The organism is Shewanella canadensis (assembly GCF_003966225.1).
In the GTDB taxonomy this organism is placed as follows: Bacteria; Pseudomonadota; Gammaproteobacteria; order Enterobacterales; family Shewanellaceae; genus Shewanella; species Shewanella canadensis.
This window is the reverse complement of the sequence record NZ_RXNU01000006.1, coordinates 133,248-153,379: the sequence shown is the minus strand read 5'-3', so window position 1 is coordinate 153,379 and position 20,132 is coordinate 133,248. Positions and strand designations below refer to the sequence as shown.

The 20,132-nt window shown below is 45.8% G+C and carries 17 protein-coding genes and 1 other RNA gene; 10 read left to right on the top strand and 8 right to left on the bottom strand.

Translation table 11 applies throughout. From position 1 onward, the window contains the following. Window positions 1-211: 211 nt before the first annotated feature. The 6 genes from EKG38_RS13140 to EKG38_RS13115 all read left to right on the top strand — a co-directional run bounded on the left by EKG38_RS13140 (window position 212) and on the right by EKG38_RS13115 (window position 6,350). Window positions 212-955, top strand: a complete 744-nt coding sequence (locus EKG38_RS13140; protein ID WP_126520698.1) for an AAA family ATPase — start codon at window positions 212-214, stop codon at window positions 953-955. Beyond that, the gene (locus EKG38_RS13135; RefSeq protein WP_126520697.1) at window positions 915-1,364 is read left to right on the top strand and encodes a CopG family transcriptional regulator; all 450 of its coding nucleotides are present in this window, start codon (window positions 915-917) and stop codon (window positions 1,362-1,364) included. The genes EKG38_RS13140 and EKG38_RS13135 overlap by 41 nt, the downstream gene beginning before the upstream one ends. Window positions 1,365-1,650: 286 nt before the next feature. Beyond that, window positions 1,651-3,087 (top strand): ABC transporter substrate-binding protein, encoded by a 1,437-nt coding sequence (locus EKG38_RS13130; RefSeq protein ID WP_126520696.1) that lies wholly within the window; start codon window positions 1,651-1,653, stop codon window positions 3,085-3,087. Next, a complete protein-coding gene (locus EKG38_RS13125) occupies window positions 3,084-4,829 on the top strand; it encodes a diguanylate cyclase (RefSeq protein ID WP_126520695.1) in 1,746 nt (581 codons plus the stop codon). Before EKG38_RS13130 ends, EKG38_RS13125 begins: the two co-directional genes overlap by 4 nt. Before the next feature lie 107 nt (window positions 4,830-4,936). Further along, complete coding sequence (locus EKG38_RS13120; protein WP_126520694.1) at window positions 4,937-5,761, top strand: M90 family metallopeptidase; 825 nt, start codon at window positions 4,937-4,939, stop codon at window positions 5,759-5,761. A 55-nt stretch (window positions 5,762-5,816) separates the two neighbouring features. Beyond that, on the top strand, window positions 5,817-6,350 hold the full coding sequence (locus EKG38_RS13115) for a nuclear transport factor 2 family protein (protein ID WP_126520693.1): 534 nt from the start codon (window positions 5,817-5,819) through the stop codon (window positions 6,348-6,350). A gap of 62 nt (window positions 6,351-6,412) precedes the next feature. Here the strand turns inward: EKG38_RS13115 and EKG38_RS13110 are convergent, their stop codons facing one another. From EKG38_RS13110 to EKG38_RS13085, 6 genes are all read right to left on the bottom strand, one after another. Continuing rightward, window positions 6,413-7,894: an HDOD domain-containing protein gene (locus EKG38_RS13110; RefSeq protein WP_126520692.1), complete on the bottom strand. Its 1,482-nt coding sequence runs from the start codon at window positions 7,892-7,894 to the stop codon at window positions 6,413-6,415. A gap of 408 nt (window positions 7,895-8,302) precedes the next feature. After that, on the bottom strand, window positions 8,303-9,628 hold the full coding sequence (gene aceA / locus EKG38_RS13105) for an isocitrate lyase (RefSeq protein WP_126520691.1): 1,326 nt from the start codon (window positions 9,626-9,628) through the stop codon (window positions 8,303-8,305). Window positions 9,629-9,791: 163 nt separating this feature from the next. Continuing rightward, window positions 9,792-11,504, bottom strand: a complete 1,713-nt coding sequence (aceB, locus tag EKG38_RS13100) for a malate synthase A (RefSeq protein WP_439332659.1) — start codon at window positions 11,502-11,504, stop codon at window positions 9,792-9,794. A gap of 794 nt (window positions 11,505-12,298) precedes the next feature. Further along, complete coding sequence (locus EKG38_RS13095) at window positions 12,299-14,122, bottom strand: tetratricopeptide repeat-containing diguanylate cyclase (RefSeq protein WP_246033160.1); 1,824 nt, start codon at window positions 14,120-14,122, stop codon at window positions 12,299-12,301. A gap of 12 nt (window positions 14,123-14,134) precedes the next feature. After that, window positions 14,135-14,356 (bottom strand): hypothetical protein, encoded by a 222-nt coding sequence (locus EKG38_RS13090; RefSeq protein ID WP_126520690.1) that lies wholly within the window; start codon window positions 14,354-14,356, stop codon window positions 14,135-14,137. Window positions 14,357-14,536: 180 nt separating this feature from the next. Then, entirely contained in the window at window positions 14,537-15,367 is an 831-nt protein-coding gene (locus EKG38_RS13085) for an SAM-dependent methyltransferase (protein WP_246033159.1), read from the bottom strand. Between the two features lie 437 nt (window positions 15,368-15,804). On the opposite strand from EKG38_RS13085, the gene EKG38_RS13080 reads away from it, so the two are divergent. Continuing rightward, a complete protein-coding gene (locus tag EKG38_RS13080; protein ID WP_126520689.1) occupies window positions 15,805-16,308 on the top strand; it encodes an outer membrane protein assembly factor BamE in 504 nt (167 codons plus the stop codon). Window positions 16,309-16,428: 120 nt separating this feature from the next. Here the strand turns inward: EKG38_RS13080 and EKG38_RS13075 are convergent, their stop codons facing one another. After that, window positions 16,429-16,761: an RnfH family protein gene (locus EKG38_RS13075; protein ID WP_126520688.1), complete on the bottom strand. Its 333-nt coding sequence runs from the start codon at window positions 16,759-16,761 to the stop codon at window positions 16,429-16,431. Between the two features lie 350 nt (window positions 16,762-17,111). Beyond that, window positions 17,112-17,543 carry an SRPBCC family protein gene (locus EKG38_RS13065; RefSeq protein WP_126520687.1) on the bottom strand — a complete coding sequence of 144 codons (432 nt, stop codon included), beginning with the start codon at window positions 17,541-17,543 and terminating at the stop codon, window positions 17,112-17,114. A gap of 234 nt (window positions 17,544-17,777) precedes the next feature. Here EKG38_RS13065 and smpB point away from each other — a divergent pair, with 234 nt between their 5' ends. The 3 genes from smpB to EKG38_RS13050 all read left to right on the top strand — a co-directional run bounded on the left by smpB (window position 17,778) and on the right by EKG38_RS13050 (window position 20,112). Then, a complete protein-coding gene (gene smpB, locus EKG38_RS13060) occupies window positions 17,778-18,272 on the top strand; it encodes an SsrA-binding protein SmpB (RefSeq protein ID WP_012141754.1) in 495 nt (164 codons plus the stop codon). 109 nt (window positions 18,273-18,381) lie between these two features. Continuing rightward, window positions 18,382-18,736, top strand: a transfer-messenger RNA (tmRNA) gene (ssrA, locus tag EKG38_RS13055). 176 nt (window positions 18,737-18,912) lie between these two features. Beyond that, window positions 18,913-20,112: an integrase domain-containing protein gene (locus tag EKG38_RS13050; protein ID WP_126520686.1), complete on the top strand. Its 1,200-nt coding sequence runs from the start codon at window positions 18,913-18,915 to the stop codon at window positions 20,110-20,112. The last annotated feature ends 20 nt before the right edge of the window (window positions 20,113-20,132 follow it).

Here is a 20,132-nt window from a genome sequence, read left to right as displayed (position 1 = left end):
CGTCAGACAAAAAACAAAAAACCGTCAAAAATCAGGTAATTGACACGAATTTAATAAATCACTAAATTTACTTTAACGCTTGGTGTACACCTTAAGATAGATGACTGGCATACGGCCTGATTTAATATAAAAGTAGATAGCATACCTATAGTACAGACAAGCAAGCACTTGATAAAAGTTGGACAGTAATTAGCGTGAAAGGGGATAGGAAATGATCATATTAGTCGGGGGCGAAAAAGGCGGCAGTGGTAAAAGCTGTTTAGCTCAAAACATCGCAGTATTCTTAACTGCCGAATGTGGTGCTTCAATCATCATGGTTGACTGCGATCCTCAACGAACAACATCGGATTGGATTCAAGCAAGGAATAACAATCCTGAACTTGCCAGCATCAACTGTGTTCAGCTTTACGGTAAGATACGTAACGACCTATTGAGTCTCGAGCAGCACTACGATTTTGTCATCGTAGATTGCGGTGGTCAGGATAATCTAGCTCTTCGGGCAACCATGTCTGTAGCCTCACATGTACTGATGCCTTTACGCCCTAAGCGCCGGGATCTTAAGACCGTCAGCCATATGGACGATATTGTCGCGACTTGCATGATGATCAACCCCAAGATGCGCGCATCTTTTGTTATCACCCAATGCCCGAGCCTGCCTAACCAAGCAAATCGAATTTTTGAAGCGAAGGATGTCTGTCGAACCTACGACATCAATGTATTAGATGCCATCACCTATAGCCGTAATATCTATGATGATAGTGAAGAGTCTGGCCTGTCAGTCATCGAGATTGAGCCGACAGGGAAAGCGGCGGCAGAGATGCGTGGAATAGCCTGTGAAATGTTAGAGGCGCAAAACGCAACAGAGATAAGAAACCGCTTAGCGACGACAAAGATAAACAAAATGAGAGGTGACTATGGGTCTGGCCGATCTCAAGAAAAGCTCTACGCAGTCTGATTCTGACTCTAGCGCGAGAATAAGAAAGCTGCAGATGTCGCTCGATGAGTTTATTGACGATGCGACAATCTACGCCGCTGGTTTCTCGTCGAGTGATAAATCTATATCTGATAAAGCCATGGCCGACGTCATAGAGCTGGCGTCACACTTTAGCGTCCCGGAATCACAGCCGTTGAGCAACGCCATTAGCCGTAGCGAACTTAAACAGGTGAAAAAGGTACTCAGAGGTAGTGAGCCTTTTAGAAAAGCGACATTTACATTGAGTGAGTCGGCAATATCGCATTTAGCCGAACTGGCTAGCGGTTGTGATGTCGCAAAGTCAAAACTCATTCGATTCCTTATCGAACACCATTTTTCACTCGGTGATGATGAACGAAGAGAGAAGGAGAGATCCATTATTGTGGACTAGCGCTATTGCACCGAACTTCGCATTGGCGACATGGATCGAGAAGACAAATTATTCAGTGAAAGCCTGATTAATTCAATTAACCCTTTAGCCGTTTTTCCCAACCTTCGCTGGCAGCAGACTTTTCCCAAAGAGTACTTTCTTGGCTGCCAGTATTTTTTTAAGCAGAGATCAGTGAAGCCTCAGCACAAAGTACCATTTACATCTAAAGTGCAATAAATCATGTACAAATAAGTAACACAATAGTATTACTATTAAGAATCCCGTGTGGATAATGGAGTAATATCACGTGTTAAGAGCTGTTGCCAAAATAATCATCTGCACATTTAGCTTTCAGTTCTCACTGTGCCAGGCTCAGTTTTCACTCGACCAGATCCCAGAGATAGAGAATAAACAAGCCATAACACTCGTCGCCGAATCCGGTTTCTGGACAGAGCACCTCAAAGAGAAGCTACTCCCTAAATACACCGCTCACACAGGTATCACAGTTAATGTCATCACCACATCACTCGATGAGATGTTTACCCTGCAAACAAACTCTTTAGTCAAAGGGAGCGGAAAGTTTGACCTGTTAACCATGGAAGCTGGCTGGGCTAAAGAGTGGGCCGCAAATGGGTTTACCGTCCCTTTGGACGAATTGGCAAAGCTCTATGATCCCAATGGTGAACGAGCGATGAAAAATTATCTGGAACCATACTACCCTTCCCTACTCAACATTCTCTCTTATCACTCAGAGATCCATGCCATCCCCTACAATAACTATGTAATGGGGAATCATTATCGCGCCGATCTGTTTCAACACCCGAAAGAGAAGATAAAATTTAGTGCCCAATATGGGTATCCGCTGGCACCACCGGAAAACCTGCAACAACTTCTGGATGTGAGTGAGTTTTTTACCAGAAAAACCGGAGAGAGATTGGCGGGTAAGGTACTCGAAAAACCCTTCTATGGCCTTGCTCTGATGTCAGGAAACCGTCCTCATATCAATGATGAGTTTTCATCTATCCTCTGGAGCCTGGATGGCTACTGGATGAAACCCGACTACGGTAACGACTCGAAGCTTAAACTATTTGAACTCCCGTCTGATAATGAGAAGCTGAAACAGACGACACATATTTACCGCAAGTTAATGCAATACGCCTACCCCGCAGATAAGCAATTCGCATTCGAAGAGGCGGCTGGCGCTATGGCTAACGGCGATGTCGCCATGTGGCCATTTGCCTATAACAACCTTTGGCACGCCTCTTTTCAAGTCGAATCGAATCAGCCCGGTGCAAAGTTAGCCGTCGCGCAGGTCCCGGGAGGCAAGCCCTACAATGGCGCTTACGCGTTCGCCGTAGCCTACGACAGTGTCAACCCACAAGCCGCCTACTGGTTGCTCAAATACATGGGATCCTTCGAGGCTCAATTTGCCTATGCCTCTGGCGGAGGGAACCCATGTCGAATCGATGTCACCACCGCTGCCGAATTTCAAAAAACGGAATTACGTCATATCGGGGGTGCATTCATGGCCAGTCATGAAGCCAATATCAAGTGGTCAGATGATGTACTCAAACTGGGTCATTTTACCAGTACGGCGATGGGAAATATTTATCCTGAACTAACCAAGACCAGCTACGCATTATCCAGGCCGCAAACGAATATAGATGCTGAAATCAATCGACTCAACCAGATCATAATACAACTTCAGAATCGTCATGGTGAAGTGCCAGTGGTAGCGAAATGAAATCAATCAAACCATTAATAAGCCTGAAGAAAAAAATAAGGCTGCTTTTTTATATCGTCGTATTTCTTACATTAGCGATAGGCTTAGTTTCAATTTGCCTCTCTATCGATCTGCAAAAAAGAGTCGATATGATGATAAACCATCATATTAATGAAATTGTTTACGCTCTCGAGCTGTCCAAAGAGAGTCAAAAGCTACAGGTCATCAGTGCCAAGTTATCAAAAAATGACTCCGAGGAACAACGAACTCTGCTCCTGTCTGACTTGCAACGACAGTGGCAGACATTGGCAAGGGGACTCGAAAAATTAACAAGTATGGCAAGCCATGATGAGAGGATCAAAAAGCTCAATCGCCTCTCATCCGACATAAAAAAGGCCACAGAGCAACAACCCTTACTGGAGCAACTCACCGAGACGGCTATCGCCGCGCAGATCCAGGCCAGTCACCTTCACCTGAATATGGAGCTTATCCAAAAAGGGTTCGCCCGTAGCGTTCAGAAACTGCTCGGTATTTTGGACCAATACGCTAACACCTTACTCGGCACACAAGCGTTTAATGAGTTAAAGCGCGTACTGGATGAACATAGGCAACTTGCGCAGTTTTTACATCAAGGTGAGGAGCTTTTCAGGTTAGTCGCGGCCGTGAACAAGAGTTCGGATAACGCAGAGTTAAATCTGTTACAAAGAGAATCTATGCGTCACTTCCTTGCCTTAAAACAACATTCCATGGACTCTATCGTGGCTAAGGAGATACAGAGTGACTGGATCTCACAGATAGAGCCTAACTTGGTAGGTGAAGCCAATATTTTCGCCTTTAGTCGTGAAGCCCTCAACAGCAAACGAATAGCGGATACTTACCTCGAAATTCAAGCGAGTTCAGCACAAGACATTGCTCGATTTTCCAGCGAGCGGGTTGAAGAGGCGAACAAGCAAGTTAATTTGGCGGGGGCGGAATTAAAGAACGACAGCAACTCGTTTGTCATCTTAATTTTTATTGCAGGCGTGCTCTATACCTTCCTTATCTGGCTAACCAATTGGCACTTCATCTCAAAAGGAATTATTCAACCCGTCATCGCCACCAGCAACGCGATGCAAGCCATCGCCCATGAGAAAACCGATACACCACTTCCAAAGACCAATAATCTTGAGTTGCAACAGATGGTCAGCTCCTTAGAAACCCTGAAAAGCTATGCCGCTCAGGTAAAAGCCATTTCTGAGATTGATGGGTTAACCGGTGCATTTAATCGTCGATATTTCGATCTACGGCTGGTTCAAGCCATACAGTCAGCACACAATAAGCCGCATCCTCTATCTATTATTCTTTTCGATGTCGATAACTTTAAGCAATTCAACGACCGATATGGACATGTTAGCGGAGACCAATGCCTGAAACAGATATCGGCCTCAATGAAGGAGATGCCGGAACTGCAAGACAGGATATTTGCGCGATACGGAGGTGAGGAGTTTATCGTATTCCTCCCATACACAGGTGCTACCTTGGCAAAAGAGATCGCCGAACTGATGAGAGAAAAAATATTTCATCTGCAGATCCCCCATGAAGACTCTGTTCATCGACAACATATCACTGTAAGTATTGGAGTCTGCACAACGCTCCCAAATAACGACACGACAACCGAGTCAATCATTATTCAGGCAGATAAAGCCCTGTATGAAGCCAAGCAGGCAGGTAAAAATTGTGTAAGAGCAGCCGACACAGGGGTTATCTTCACAGAGCTGTCATAGAGAGATAAAAACAAGTAGCGATTGAATTATACGCAACTCAACCCAATATCAATTAGGAGATCAAAATAAACAGAATACTGAAAGACACAAGAGAGTAATTAATTGATATGTTAGCCATTACGTTAGTCAGTATCATAGGTATCGCCGCAATAAGCTGGATTGCATCACACTCATGGCGGGTCGAGCGGCAACGAAAGCGGATCATCAACCGCGCATTTCCAAAGCGTTGGAGGGATATCCTTAAGAGACGAATGCCCTATTTCCGCTCACTCCCTACGGATCTTCAACTACAGCTCAAGCAGCATATTCAGGTATTCATCAATGAAAAACAGTTCGTCGGCTGCGATGGCATAGAGATAGACGATGAGATCCGCGTAACGATTGCGGCACAAGCCTGCCTACTGTTGTTAAATCGTCACACCGACTTCTACCCTAACCTGAAACAGATATTAGTTTACCCCTCAATATTTATCGTCAATAACCAGGAGCAGAGAGATGGCGGTGTCATCTCAGAACGGCAACGCATTCTCTCCGGTGAGTCATGGCGACAGGGAAAAGTGATACTCTCATGGCAAACCACTCAGGCCGATGCGGCCAACCCGGGAGATGGCAGTAATGTCGTACTCCATGAATTTGCTCATCAGCTCGATCAAGAGGCAGGCGATGCCAATGGTGCACCACTGTTGAATAGAATGAGTGATTATTCAACCTGGTCTGAGGTGCTTAGTGAGGAATACGAAACATTACGACTCGATGCTCAGCAAAACAATCCATCAATTTTCAGTTATTATGGTGCAACCAGCCCGGCCGAATTTTTTGCGGTGATAACTGAGGTATTCTTCGAACGTCCTGAGGAATTTTACCTTCAGCATCAGAGTCTCTACAAAGAGCTGAGTGTATTCTTCAACCTGGATCCTATTAACTGGCAATAAACCGAAAAATAACTAAAAAATCCAGAAAGAGATAAAAAGAGATAAAGGAACTCCGATGACCGCTTCATATAACACAATACCTAGTACCTCCCTCCTCATTCAATGGCGCTCTTCGCTTCTGAAACTGCTGACAACAGCAATGTTTTTGGTCACAGCGACATCGGTCAGTGCCGAAACAGCAAAACAATGGAGCCAAGCCGAAGCGGTGTTAAACAGCCTGCATCAATCGGCCGCTGAGGCAAACTGGAACAGATACTTCTCCCTCTACTTGCCCGATGCCATCTTTATCGGCACCGATGCGACAGAACATTGGACCATGTCTGAATTTGAAGGATATGCTCGCCCAACTGATGGATGGAAATATACAGTTCAGGGGAGAACCCTAGTCCCTCTTACGACACTCAATGGTGATAAGGTGCTGGTATTCGATGAACTACTGAACAGCGCTTCATATGGCCTCTGCCGCGGAACCGGTACCTTACTCTTAACAAACTCCGGCTGGAAAATTGCCCAGTATCACCTCAGTTTCCCCATTCCCAATGAGATAGCGAAAGAGATCACCGGAAGAATTAAAACTGCAAAGAAGTAAAAGCGTGCCAGATCCCTGGGCCTGTGATCTGGCTCTTTGATTAGTTAGTGCCCTAGTATTAGTTAGTGCCCCATCGCTGCCGATAAACAGACATTGGCCAGTTGAGAGAAATGAGTGAAGTTATCGAATTCCGACTGGTCGAGTTTGCGATCTGTACTGTCTCTGTCGGCATAGATGATCCCGATAACCTTCTGTTCGACCAATAGCGGCGATATCATAAAGCCTGTGGATGAGGTTTTATTTTTCAGATCATCATCCATATACAGACGCCACTTGGGCGAACTGGGCTCATCCACAAACATGGGCTGTTTCAGATCAATGCAGTCACAAAACAGACACTGAGGCTGTTCGAGTGTGATGATAAACTCATTTTTCATCTGCTCCGCACCATCTCCCAGTACGACACGCGGTTGCAAACGCTTGCGGTTGGGCGAAAGCAGCAAGACGCCACAACGATCGACACCAACCCCGGTAAGAATGCCCTCTAGGGTCGTTGTGATCACCTGGTTGAAATCGGCTTTCACCATAGCGCAATTAGTGAGCTCTCTGAGTTTCTTCAATTGTTCATTCATATCGGGCATACGAACGAGAGGGGCGTCGACTTTGGCATTGAGATCTTTGGTTAAATGCTTAGGATTAGGTAGGTGCTCGACTAATACCTTAGCCCCATAGGCTTCGGCTAACTTTTTTGTCGCATTACTGCACCGTATCATCCGTCCTTTAAGCTCATCGACCTTGATTTCCAGCATGTCGGCGGTCTGTTTAAGCCTCTGCTGTAGTAGCTCTGCCGGAAGGGGGTCTTGTGCTAAAAGTTCACTGATCTGATTGGCCAGATAGATACTGCGGATCTCTGGCGTTCTCTGGTTAGGGTTGCTGAGAGACTTTAATAACACATCACCTAAACCCCAGTTTCTTGCAATACCTAAGGACAGGGTATTAAACGAGGTGCCTAAAACCTCACGGATCATCGCCTTCTCCTGTATCGGGTCCTCACACTCTGCCATAGAGGCATCGAGCTCCACCGCTTCATCGCAGCCAGTGCTCCAAAATGCACTCTCCCCCAGATGGTAGAGTAGCGAGGCGATAAAGACCTCCTCTTGTAGCTCCTCATCGTGATCTCGCAGCATCATCTTGGCTAACATGGCAGCCTGAAACGCTCTCGCCATCAACTTGATAAGCCTCTGATACACCCCCGGAGTCAAGCCTTCAGATTCCAGCAGACTACTGAGCAGCTTTGCCGTGATACAGATATTACGTATGGTATCGAAACCTAAGACGACAGATGCACGACTCACCGTAGTCACATGGCTAACGCCTTTACTATAGGTTGCACTGTTCGCCACCCGCAAAATTCGGGAGGTTAAGGCATTATCATGCATCACACTCTTCCCTAATATACTCAGGGATGAGACATCATCTTTTGCCAGCTTCTCTAAGGTCTTGACCGTAGAGCACAATGCCGGCATCTCCTGATCGCTGATGCGTTTGGTCCAATAATCGACTCCCTTCGATTTGGCATTAGATTGGTTATTGGAAAGCTTCAATTTTTATCTCTACTCAGTAGGTAGTGCTTGCAAGCAAGCTAAGTGTGATCTTACAGACCCTAAGTATAGGCAATGAAAACAATAATATGACGCCTATTATTAGTTTAAACATTAAACGTATAGATACTGTATAAACGGCCAGACCAGACAAATCATCTGACAAGCTACATTATGACATTAAAAAAGTTACCACTCCAACCCAGAAGACAAACATAATCGCAACAAAAGGCGAACCAAGGGAGCGGTAAGCACAAGCGGACATTGTCGTAGCAATGATGGGAACTGGAATAGTAAATATAAAGGAAAAACCCACGCCGCATGTAGGGGTACGGCATGGGGGACAACGGCTGCAAGGCAGCAAATTGAAACTGATTGAAACTGATTGAAACTAATTGAAAAAAATATACCTTAAAACTGTTTCTCTTCGGTCGAGCCGGTTAATGCCGTCACCGAGGAGTGGCCACCTTGGATCACATTCGTTACCCGGTCGAAGTAGCCCGTGCCCACCTCTTGCTGGTGTGCCACGAAGGTATAGCCTTTCCTGGCCGCCGCAAACTCCGCCTCCTGCACCTTTTCAACATAGTGTTTAACACCTTCTCCCCGAGCACAGTCATAAGCCAGGTCGAACATGTTGTACCACATGCTGTGAATGCCCGCTAAGGTGATAAATTGATACTTATACCCCATCTGCGACAGCTCTCTCTGAAAATGCGAGATGGTCTCGTCATCCAGATTTTTCTTCCAGTTAAATGAGGGGGAGCAGTTGTAGGCCAACAGCTGATCCGGAAAGTGCTCGTGAATTGCATCGGCAAACTTTCTGGCCTCATCCAGACAGGGCGTCTCTGTTTCACACCAGATGAGATCGGCAAAAGGTGCGTAAGCCAAACCGCGGGATATGGCCTGCTCAATTCCAGCCTTAACGCGATAGAACCCCTCCTCGCACTTCTCACCCGTGATAAAATCATGGTCATAGGGATCGCAATCTGAGGTCAAGAGATCGGCACCGTTTGCATCGGTGCGTGCTATGACTAAGGTTTCCACTCCGCTCACATCCGCAGCCAGCCTCGCACTCACCAGTTTTTGTATCGCCTCTTTCGTCGGGACAAGCACCTTGCCCCCCATGTGGCCACATTTTTTCACCGATGCGAGTTGGTCTTCAAAGTGAACCCCGGCAGCACCGGCATCGATCATACTCTTCATCAACTCGAACGAATTTAGTACCCCACCAAAGCCAGCTTCAGCATCGGCAACTATGGGTAAGAAATAGTCTCTGTAACCTTCATCACCCGGATTGAGTCCATTGCTCCACTGGATCTGATCCGCACGGCGAAATGCACTATTGATATTATTTAGAACCGCCGGTACCGAATTTGACGGATAGAGTGATTGATCGGGGTACATAGCTCCGGCCAAATTCGCATCGGCCGCAACCTGCCAACCCGACAGATATATCGCCTCTATTCCCGCCTTTGCTTGCTGAACCGCCTGACCACCGCTTAAGGTTCCGAGTGAATTGACATAGCCTTTCTTAGCGCCTCCGTTAACCAGTTCCCATAATCTGGCGGCGCCACGTTTCGCCAGCGTATTCTCAGGGACCAATGAACCTCGCAGAGCCACCACATCCTCGGCAGTATAGGGACGAGAAATCCCCTTCCAACGAGTATTTTCACTCCAATCCTTCTCAATAGCTTGGATCTGTTCCTGCCGTGAAACCGGTAACGGTGCCTTATTCATAATCATCTCCTTTCACTCGCCAATGATATCGTCTCATTGGCATCAGCGATAAATTTTACCTTAAGCCTATCGGCCATAAGTTCGGCGATACGTTAGGTAATAGGTGTTGAGCCGAACAGCCCCTCAGTCAAGGGGCACTTAGCCGAAGCGATTAACCACAGCCTCATTGGCTGGTTAACATTTCATATCCAGGTAGAGTCAGGAAATCGACAAGCTCATCGGAGATAGTTATCTGCTCGAGTAAAACAGCCGCCTGAGTAAAGCTGCCATGGGTAAACCGCTCCGCCCCCACTTCAAGCTTCACGTTCGCCAGCTCCTCCACCAGCATCTCTTTGAACAGGGCGCTAGTCACCAAAGCACCATTAGAGAGTTTCTGCTCGTGTTTGATCCACTGCCAAATTGAAGTTCGTGATATTTCGGCGGTGGCCGCATCTTCCATCAGGCCATAAATAGGCACACATCCATTGCCATTTATCCAAGACTCAATATATTGCAATGCGATGCGGATATTGACCCGCATCCCGGCTTCGGAGCGCTCTCCCTCACAGGGCAACAGCAGATCTCTGGCGTGAATGGGCGCATCCACATCACGAGTGATATGTAATTGGTTAACGTGATCTTCACCTATGTACTCATTGAAGATCCCCATGGCGGTATCGGCTAAGCCCGGATGTGCCACCCAAGTGCCGTCGTGTCCATTTCTCGCCTCGAGCTCTTTATCTCTACGTACCTTTTCAAGCACCTCTCGATTCACTTCGCTCTCTTTGGCGGGAATAAATGCAGCCATTCCCCCCATGGCCAAAGCGCCGCGCTTATGGCAGGTCTTAACCAATAACCTTGAATAAGCGCTTAAAAATGACTTATCCATGGTCACCGCTTGCCTGTCGGGCAAAATACGATCCGGATGATTCTTTAATGTTTTTATATAGCTGAAAATGTAGTCCCAGCGGCCACAATTAAGTGCCACTATGTTCGATCTCAGCTCATAGAGGATCTCCTCCATCTCGAACACTGCGGGCAGCGTCTCAATCAGGCAAGTACACTTAATCGTGCCCGGCTGCAGGCAGAAACGATCTTCTACGAAGGCAAACACCTTGGCCCACCAGCGGGCTTCCTCATGACTCTCTAATTTGGGAATATAAAAATAGGGGCCACTGCCTTTTGTCAAAAGTTGTCGATAGTTATTGTAAAAATAGAGGGCAAAATCGAACAGGGATGCGGGGATACTCGACGCGTCAAACTCCACATGCTTTTCGAGCAAGTGCAAACCACGAACGCGACAGATCAATACCGCAGGGGAATCATTGAGTTGATAATGCTTACCTGTCTCTGGCGAGGTGTATTCAATTTCACCGCGCACCGCATCACGAAGGTTAATCTGACCTTCAACCACCTTATTCCAACTCGGCGCCAATGAATCCTCAAAATCGGCCATAAACACCTTCACATTGGCATTTAAAGCATTGATGATCATCTTTCGGTCGACAGGGCCGGTGATCTCGACACGCCTGTCGGTTAAATCTTGTGGGATCCCACGGATCTGCCAATCACCATCTCTTATCGCGCGGGTCTGGGGCAGAAAATTCGGCAGCTCACCGGCATCGATTAACGCCTGCTTTTTCACTCGGTTTGAAAGAAGCTGTGGCACTTCTGAGGCAAACTGTTTACACAGCAGTTCGAGCAGACTCATGGCCCCCTCGGTAAAAACCTGCTCTTGCCCCTCGACGTGTGCCCCTTTAACAGTAAGCCTATCTCTTATATCCGTTTCTGTCTCAGAGGTGCGGGTGGCAGTGCTCTCTTTGAACATCTGATGTTCAAATGCCGATGATGCAAGCGTTGAATCATTCTGTCTGTTGTCGGTTACTTCGTGTGTCATCCCTCTCTCCCCCTATGATATAAGGCCAAATAGCTAATTAGGCACCTTGCTTCAATATGTCAGTAAACACCTGGTTCAAATATAAATTGCAGATGCTTAAATAATTCATTTGAACAAAAGCTACTCATAAAAGGTTGTATTTGCAACAGTTCGGAATGAGAGGCTGGAGGAGGTAAGAGTAGAAAACAGAGAGAGATAAAATGGTATTACCAATCACGATACCCAATAAATAACAATAACTTAAGAACAATGCAAAGCTTGTATTATTGAGTATGAAAGCGAATTTAAAATTTGTCTGACAAATGAACCACAGCTTGAACATGTTTTTTAATTACGGAATATAATAAGGAAAAGTAAAGATAAGTGTCCAAGAAATTCATCGAAATGGATGTAAGTAAACTCTAGTTGCCGTTTTTAATTAACCTTAAGGTTAATTAAAAAAACACCTTAATTTCAACCACTTGAACCGTGGTAAAAAACAACCCCATTCAAACAGTCGTTTCAATATTACGCTTACGTTAACGGCAAACGCAAGCCATTAGAGGTAATGGAATATTTAGTGCGTGTTTGTCGATCAACATACTAATAAATATTGGTTTAAATGAAAAAAAACGAAAAAAATGGCATTTCGAGTGATAATGGTTGATGAGCGACAGGAGTGAAGGGGTTACACGCTAACTGCTCACGAATCTAGCTGGTGATGTAGGAGCGGCTTTAGCCGCGATGTTTGCCCTGTAGTTGTCATCGTTCGGTATCATTGCTCCCGGCTAGCTCGTAGCTCATAGCTAAATAGCCTAACCTTCAACCTGAGTTCTTTCGACAAACTCACTCGGGCTTTCATCCGGCTTCACGATAAAAGCAGGTGAACGAGACAGTCCAATCTCTGGGGTGTATAGGGTAACGCGATTCTGCCCATTCCCTTTAGAGTAATTCATGGCGATATCGGCTCTGTGCAGTAAAGGATCCAGGCTCAAGTCAGCACTTGAGCTTGACGTCACGCCAAAACTGCCGCTGAGGGTAAAATCACGGCCGGAATACTTAGTGTCCATGGCTGCGATAGCAAGCCTATGTTGCTCGGCAATTTTTTGCGCAGTTTCAGCATCAGTGCCGGGTAGAAACAGCACAAACTCTTCACCGCCGAATCGGGTGAAAATATCACTTGAGCGGCAATTTTTTAAGATAGTTTCACAGACATGCTTCAATACCCAATCACCGGTAGCATGACCAAAATTATCGTTAACACGTTTGAAGTGGTCCACATCGAACATGATCACACTGAACTCGAGTGACTTAAACGTATCTTTAATATAACGGTTTTCCGCCATATTCTGCGCCGTACCACGGTTTAAGATGCCGGTGAGAGGATCATTTTGAGCCAGCTTCTTGTATTTACGTTTCTGACCGGTTATTGCAATGGCGAACATGGCAAGGAGTACGAAGCCCCCCCCCACAATTAACAACCCCATACGGTCGTTATTCCGCTTTAACGCTCTCATCTGCTCCCGTGCGGTATAGAGCTCACGCTCATGGTTAAGCAGGTTTATCTCACGACTTTTCTCACCGTTTTCAAACTTGGCCATCTGGTAAGCATTCGCTTTGGCTTTGGTGTCATCGAGAAGAGTATTGGTGATATTCTGATGTTGGCTCAGGTATTGATAAGCCTGTGCATGCTCACCACGCTCACTGGCAAGTTCTGCCAGCACCTTAGTCGCTCTCTTCTTGTAACTGAGGTTGATAGGCTCATCGGGCAACTTCATCACTAAGCCGGCATACTCTTGCGCCTTTTCGGTTTGCAACAAACCCAGATAGGTCTCACTGAGAAGGGAGTGCGTACTGTCAATTTCAATCTGAAACTTAAAAGGACGATACTCCTCTAAAGCCTGTAGCAGGTACTTTTCCGCAAGCGCATAGTTTCCCTGTTTTATTGCCACATCACCCAAGCCCTTTTTAGACATGGCGACGATGACAGGCAAATTGTTTAGCTGGCAAAAGTCGCGGCTGTTTTTAAAACGGCTTTCTGCCATCTCCAGGTTTTGTGTTTTCAACTCGGCAACTGCTAAGTAAAGCAGCGAGTAACACTCGTTCTTAGCACTATTGCCATGACTCAGCATGAGTGCAAGCTCCGCATACCTTGACATCTCACTGTAGGCTTGCAGATCTAAATAGAGGTTAACTAATCTCAGATAGGAGCTGATTTTGATCTCGGTATCTTCTATCTCCTCTATTCTTGAGAGGTTAGTCGACATCACATCCAGGGCCTGCTGATACTCATGTTGACCTAGATAGGCACTCGCCTGATAGAGATAGATAGAGTTCCGTAATGTTTTAGGCGGGTTTAAGCTCTCGGCCTGCTTTAATTTTGTAATGGCCTCGGCGAACTTACCTCCATACAGGTGCTGCACACTCTGCAAGACCAGCAACCGGGAGTGCTGATCAGAGGTTAGTTCATCTTTTGCAGATGAAAGCTCCTCTATCAAAGTGAGGGTACGATCGGGCTTAGAATGCACAACCTCACTTAGCTCATCTAATTTTTGATCGTAGCTATCAGAGGTAGCCACCACAGTGTTTGAAAACACCATGATGACTATAAATAAAACAACTACATTTAGAGCTTTCATTAAATCTCTGTATTACTTTTGATCTTTGGGGCTGGCAATAATCATATAGGTTTTAGCTTCCACGCTCTCCCCCGACAGTGATTTTATCTTGTTCGTATCCCCTGACATGACGGTCTTAATCTCTTCATCAGTTAGGCCGTTGGCCTTCATCACACCTTCAGGATCTTGCTTATAGGCATCCATCAGATCGGAATCGGTACCCAACTTCTCGAAAAAATCATTAAAATTTGACATCTATACTCTCCTTTTTATAAACGTACCATCTCAAAGCGTACTTAAAGTGCATCTTGCTAGCGCACATCTTGGTTGTTGTTATCGGTAAACCTGTTTGCCCTAATAGGCTTTGTTCTTAATCATCAATAACGGGACTACCAGCCCTTAGCTTAGAAGCTTAAGCTGGAAGGTGCATTCTTTTTACCCTAAATCGGCTTCCGAGATCCCCAATTTGGCCAAGATCTCACTGTTGAATTCCAGCTCTCGACTCGGCGGGATCAACAGCGTGCTGATAGGGGTTAGCTCGGCAAAAGGCAAATCCTTCAAAGGGAGTCTGTCGATACGCGGGCTCTGCACCGGCAAGTTAGGGGCTTCGTAAAGTACAATCTCATGCTCCAGCGGATACCACTCACTCAGCTGCTCGACCAGTATCTGCAGACGATCCGATGAGGTGCTGAATTTAGTCAGAGTATGTTCACCGGCTATCCCAATCTGCCAAAGTAGTAGATGTGTCGTCGGATCGGGCGTATGCCTGTAAAACATAAACTGGCTGGCCTCAAAACTCTGATGGCCCGAGTTACCAGGATCGATACCTAAGTCGGCCCATAAACAGGCCTCGGCGGAGATCCCCGGCTCCATCTTAGCGCTGTAGCCCTCCTCCCTCGCCTGTGCTATCGCAAAATGCGACACGCAGGCAAACACACCGGGGTGACCATAGAGGGCACACACCACTTTTTTACCCAGACGAACCTCAATCAGTATGGCTTGAACCATCTGAGCATAGGTATCGCGTCGGTTCTTAACCTCATCGCCTTGAGCATAATAGGGTTGTAAGCTGCGTACATCCTCGTTGAGTGTTTCCAGCCAGTGCTGCGCAAATCCATCGGGAACCAAGGAGAACACCACATCGGCATTTTCAATATAACTTTTACTCAAAACACTGATCTGTCCAGCCAGATTAAGACCAGTGCCGACACACACTAATGTCCCTCTTGCGACCTCTTGCTTCTTATCCATTGGCACTGGTGTCATCCTGTTCATCCCATCGAGGCGGGTTTATTATAATTATTTTTTCTTACAACTCGGGTACTTGTGCATAATTTTCAAGCATTAACCACATTCTCATAACTTTCTTAACACTTTGCAAGTGGTTATTAGTCATAAAATAATTTGAAACATATTTCTCTGATATTACTCAAGTTTAAGCATTTAGTGCTGGAATACTCAATATTGACGCCAAATAGCCGCCTCACAGAGTTCAAGGAACAAAAATCAACTCTGAAGGTCGAAGCTACAGGATTGAACTTAACGCCCGTTTGAATGCCATGTTGATGCCATAGAGGGGCTGGCGATAATCGATCCATTTAAAACAAATGACTTTTCATTGAACCTGAGTATCGATAGCCCTTGTCAGCATAGGGAGTGCTTGGGTATGATGGCCAGCAGATTTTTAGGAAGTAGCGTATTCAATGACAATTAAAAAGCAAAGTCTTACCCTTTTGGGCGCAGCTGCGCTCTCGTTATCGCTCAGTGCCTGTAGCGTTTTTGACTGGCTGATCTATAAGCCTGATATTCCGCAAGGTAACTACATGGAAACTCAACAGGTTGAAAAACTGCGTATTGAGATGACCAAAGAGCAAGTTGAATACATTCTCGGACGTCCGGTGCTTCGTGACAGCTTCTCCGATGACACTTGGTACTATGTATACCATTACAAGAGTGGACGTGATGCCAGCATCACACATAAAGAGCTGATCATACATTTTGAAGGTGAGATGCTGACAAAAGTCGAGGGTGATTATGAGTTAGCTGAAGACTTTAATACGCCACTGGAGCAGAGCAGTCTACCCGATGGAGTAGAGGCCGAGCCAGAAGAAGCTACTGAACCTTTGATCCCTGAGCAACGCCCGGATAGCAAGCCTTTGATTGAAGAGGTTGAGCCGGAAGCACAGGCTAAGAAGAAATTTGAATAGTCTCTGGTAATTGCCAGCAAGATCCTAGGTTTCATAACCTAGGATCTAGATTCCTGTACTTGATGCATTAGTTGAAGCTATTAGTTGAAACTTTAATTGAATCTATAATAAAAACTTTAGTTACACCTTTGCGCCAGTCTTCTTATTTATCCGTCCCTCATCTTTAGCCTTTTCGGCTCTTTTACGGCGCACATCTTTAGGATCGGCAATAAGTGGACGATATATCTCAACCCTTTGTCCCGTCACCAACACCTCGTGATGTTTCACTAAACGGCTGAAAATGCCTAGCTTAACGTTTTCGAGATCTATCTCGGGAAAGAAAGTGGTGATTTCGCTCTGTTTAACCGCTTCGATACAGGTCGTACCCGGTGCTACCTTGATCTGAATACGTTTTTGTTGTGTTGGCAAGGCATAGATAACCTCTACCTCAAAATTTTCTTGATCTATATTCATCAATCTTATCTCTTAAAAAGTCGCAGGATGCTGAACGAGGAGTCCGAGGCTTATTATACCAATCGGTATAAGAAAGTGGTCAACTCAGAGTTATTTTTGGCTGCATAATTCAAGGCGAAAGAGTGAGGGAATGGTGATCCCTTTTGAACTCATTCAACACAGAAGTAGGCTGCCAAAAACACTCCTGAAAGGCGAGTTTTAGCACTTCCGATACGGCGTTAACGAGCTTAAACGTAGAATAACTATGTTCCTCACTCGTTGCCTTGCCTCACAAGCGCTAAACTCTCGCTGAGTGAGCACACCTTTATACCGATTGGTATTACTATCAGTAAAAAGCTGCCAGTAAATAACTATCTGTATATAACTTTGGCTCTACCGGTAAAAGCCGTCACCATCGAAGCCATCAGCTCTTTGAAAATCTTACCGAAGGCCATCTCGACCAGAGAGCTTGAAAACTCAAAATTCAACTCAAAGTCAATTTTACAAGCATCTTCAGTCAACTCAGTAAAGCGCCACTCACCGATCAGATGATTAAAGGGACCATTTTCGAGAGCTAATTGGATGCTTTTTCCTGGGATAATTTGATTTCTGGTCGTAAAGGTTTTGCTGATGCCCGCCTTCGAGACATCTACGGAAGCCAACATGGTTTCACCATCGAATTCCAACACCTTGCCACCGACGCAGCCGGGCAGGAACTCTTTGTAAGATTCGACATCATTAACAATTTCATACATCTGCATTGCACTAAAGCGCACTAACACGCTGCGGGATATCTGTGGCATTTTAACTCTTTGACCTGATAACTGTGGCTGTTTGTAATTTCTATTTATGGGATTTTAACACGAACCTCTGAAAACGCATATTTCCAACCAGACAGGTAAATGGTGCAGCTAACGGAATAACGCACACCTAATATGTACAAAAACCAACCAAACCCACGGTAATTACTAAAAATCATCGAATAAATTGGTGGGAGCAATTCCAAAAACTGTATCGCCGAGTATAATAGCCAGCCTATGGCTAAGAAAAACGCAAAAAAATCAAAAAACTCCTCCGCATCTATTGCGCGTAATAAACGCGCGACATTCGACTATAAGTTCGAAGAGAAGATGGAAGCAGGTCTATCCCTGATGGGATGGGAAGTGAAGTCTATTCGTATGGGCAAGGTTAACTTGTCAGAAAGCTATGTATTTATGAGAGATGGCGAAGCCTTTCTTTTCGGATGTACCATAGCCCCATTGAATACCGCATCCACACACGTTGTCTGTGATCCAATGCGTTCGCGTAAGTTGCTACTTAAACGTAAAGAGTTAGATAAGTTGCAGGGACTCGTCGATCGTAAAGGTTACTCTATCGTACCAATCTCTATGTATTGGCAAAAAGGCGCATGGGTAAAAATAGAGATCGGTCTTGGTAAAGGTAAGAAAGAGCACGATAAGCGTGACGATACCAAAGACAGAGAGTGGCAGATAGAAAAGGCTCGAACCATGAAAAAGGCGGTTCAACAGTAATTTCAATACCGTACGAACGTTAGAACGTACGTATATCGAGCAATCGGTTGTGAATGCAGTTTTTATCCTTGGTAAACGAGATATGACGCGTTACAATCACATTGTACTTGGGGGCGATTTTGGATTCGACAAGATTCTCGAAACCCTGGGAGCATGCCGAGGGGCGGTTGGCCTCGTAAAAAGCCGCACTGTTATAGTTGCAAACGACTCTAACTACTCTCTAGCAGCTTAGGCTAGCTAGCCATCTTGCCGAAACTTCTCAAATGGGTTTGGTTTATAGATGGTCATCTTACATTTGATAGCGAGGGAACCACGTTCAGGGGTGAACCGCGAAACAGTACTGAACTCGCCTTGTAATATCCTGTCTTTCGGAGCTTGCAAGGTTAACCAAAAGAGAGACTAAGCATGTAGCGCCTTGGATGTAGGCTTTTTGGACGCGGGTTCGAGCCCCGCCGCCTCCACCAAATATAGAAACGAAGACACCCTAGGGTGTCTTTTTTTCTGCCTATAGAAACCAAGAATCAATGACTTACGTGGTAATCGGCCGAAGTAAACAACGATAGCATCCGAGGGCAGCTTGAGTTTATAAGTACACTGGTAGTACTATTAGGTAACATTACTCGTTCTTGGTGTTCCTATCATGGCTAGAACCACAACCCCACTCACAGCAACTCAAGTTGCCAACGCAAAACCAAAAGAGAAAGAGTACAGCCTCTGTGATGGTCGAGGGTTGAGATTGAGGATCAAACCTAGCGGTTCAAAAATATGGCTGTTTAACTATGTCAGGCCCAATACAACGAAAAGAACAAACCTAGGCTTTGGTCCTTTCCCTGAAGTGACGCTGGCAAGTGCTAGGAAGAAGTGTAACGAAGCCAGGGTACTTCTGTCGCAGGACATAGATCCTCAGCTACATTCTAAAGAGGTAGAGAAGCAAGAACGTATAGAGCAATGTAATACCCTTAAACTCGTTACCGATACCTGGTTCGAAATTAAAAAACAAAAGGTCTCTGAAAACCACGGTCAAAAGCTTTATCGCCGCCTTGAACTCTACCTGTTCCCTGCCCTGGGTGATCTCCCCATCGGTAGCCTAACCGCCCCACAAGTCATCAAAGTGCTCAAGCCTGCCGAAGCTAAAGGCAATATCGAAACCTGTAAACGGGTGATTAGCTGGCTAAACGAGGTGATGACCTTTGCCGTAAATACCGGCGTCATTCATTCCAATCCACTTATTGGAATAGCTGCGGCCTTTGGGGTACCAGAGAAACGCCAAATGCCAACACTTAAGCCTGCGGAACTTCCTGAGTTTATGGAAGCGCTGTCCTACGCCAGCATCAAGCTGACCACTCGCTGTTTGATTGAACTACAGCTTCATACCATGACTCGCCCAGCGGAAGCCGCTATGGCTAAGTGGACTGAGATAGATTTTGATAAGCACATATGGGTAATACCTGCAGAGCGCATGAAAATGAAGCGCGAACACATCATACCGCTAACACCGCAAGTCACAACGCTACTAAAGCGTATGCAACCTATGAGCAGCCACTTAGAGTACATATTCCCTGCCGATAGGAACCCAAACACTCATACCAATACTGAAACCGCCAATATGGCTATCAGGCGCATGGGATACAAAGGGCGCTTAGTGGCTCACGGTCTACGTGCATTAGCCAGTACTACCCTCAACGAGCAAGGCTTTGATGCTGAACTTATCGAGGTGTCGCTGGCTCACGTAGATAAGAACACAGTTCGTGCGGCCTATAACCGAGCTGACTATATCGAAAGAAGAAGAGAACTTATGTGCTGGTGGAGCGAACATATCCACCAGCCTGGACAGGCATGATAAAGAGAAAGCTACTCTTT

Bases quoted from the DNA above. Each gene is read 5' to 3' on its own strand.
- EKG38_RS13140 (WP_126520698.1), top strand. From the start codon at position 212: ATGATCATATTAGTCGGGGGCGAAAAAGGCGGCAGTGGTAAAAGCTGT.
- EKG38_RS13095 (WP_246033160.1), bottom strand. From the start codon at position 14,122: ATGAAAGCTCTAAATGTAGTTGTTTTATTTATAGTCATCATGGTGTTT.
- EKG38_RS13065 (WP_126520687.1), bottom strand. From the start codon at position 17,543: ATGCCACAGATATCCCGCAGCGTGTTAGTGCGCTTTAGTGCAATGCAG.
- EKG38_RS13125 (WP_126520695.1), top strand. From the start codon at position 3,084: ATGAAATCAATCAAACCATTAATAAGCCTGAAGAAAAAAATAAGGCTG.
- EKG38_RS13075 (WP_126520688.1), bottom strand. From the start codon at position 16,761: ATGAATATAGATCAAGAAAATTTTGAGGTAGAGGTTATCTATGCCTTG.
- EKG38_RS13090 (WP_126520690.1), bottom strand. From the start codon at position 14,356: ATGTCAAATTTTAATGATTTTTTCGAGAAGTTGGGTACCGATTCCGAT.
- EKG38_RS13080 (WP_126520689.1), top strand. From the start codon at position 15,805: ATGACAATTAAAAAGCAAAGTCTTACCCTTTTGGGCGCAGCTGCGCTC.
- EKG38_RS13115 (WP_126520693.1), top strand. From the start codon at position 5,817: ATGACCGCTTCATATAACACAATACCTAGTACCTCCCTCCTCATTCAA.
- aceA (WP_126520691.1), bottom strand. From the start codon at position 9,628: ATGAATAAGGCACCGTTACCGGTTTCACGGCAGGAACAGATCCAAGCT.
- EKG38_RS13120 (WP_126520694.1), top strand. From the start codon at position 4,937: ATGTTAGCCATTACGTTAGTCAGTATCATAGGTATCGCCGCAATAAGC.
- EKG38_RS13050 (WP_126520686.1), top strand. From the start codon at position 18,913: ATGGCTAGAACCACAACCCCACTCACAGCAACTCAAGTTGCCAACGCA.
- EKG38_RS13135 (WP_126520697.1), top strand. From the start codon at position 915: ATGGGTCTGGCCGATCTCAAGAAAAGCTCTACGCAGTCTGATTCTGAC.
- aceB (WP_439332659.1), bottom strand. From the start codon at position 11,504: ATGACACACGAAGTAACCGACAACAGACAGAATGATTCAACGCTTGCA.
- EKG38_RS13085 (WP_246033159.1), bottom strand. From the start codon at position 15,367: ATGACACCAGTGCCAATGGATAAGAAGCAAGAGGTCGCAAGAGGGACA.
- smpB (WP_012141754.1), top strand. From the start codon at position 17,778: ATGGCTAAGAAAAACGCAAAAAAATCAAAAAACTCCTCCGCATCTATT.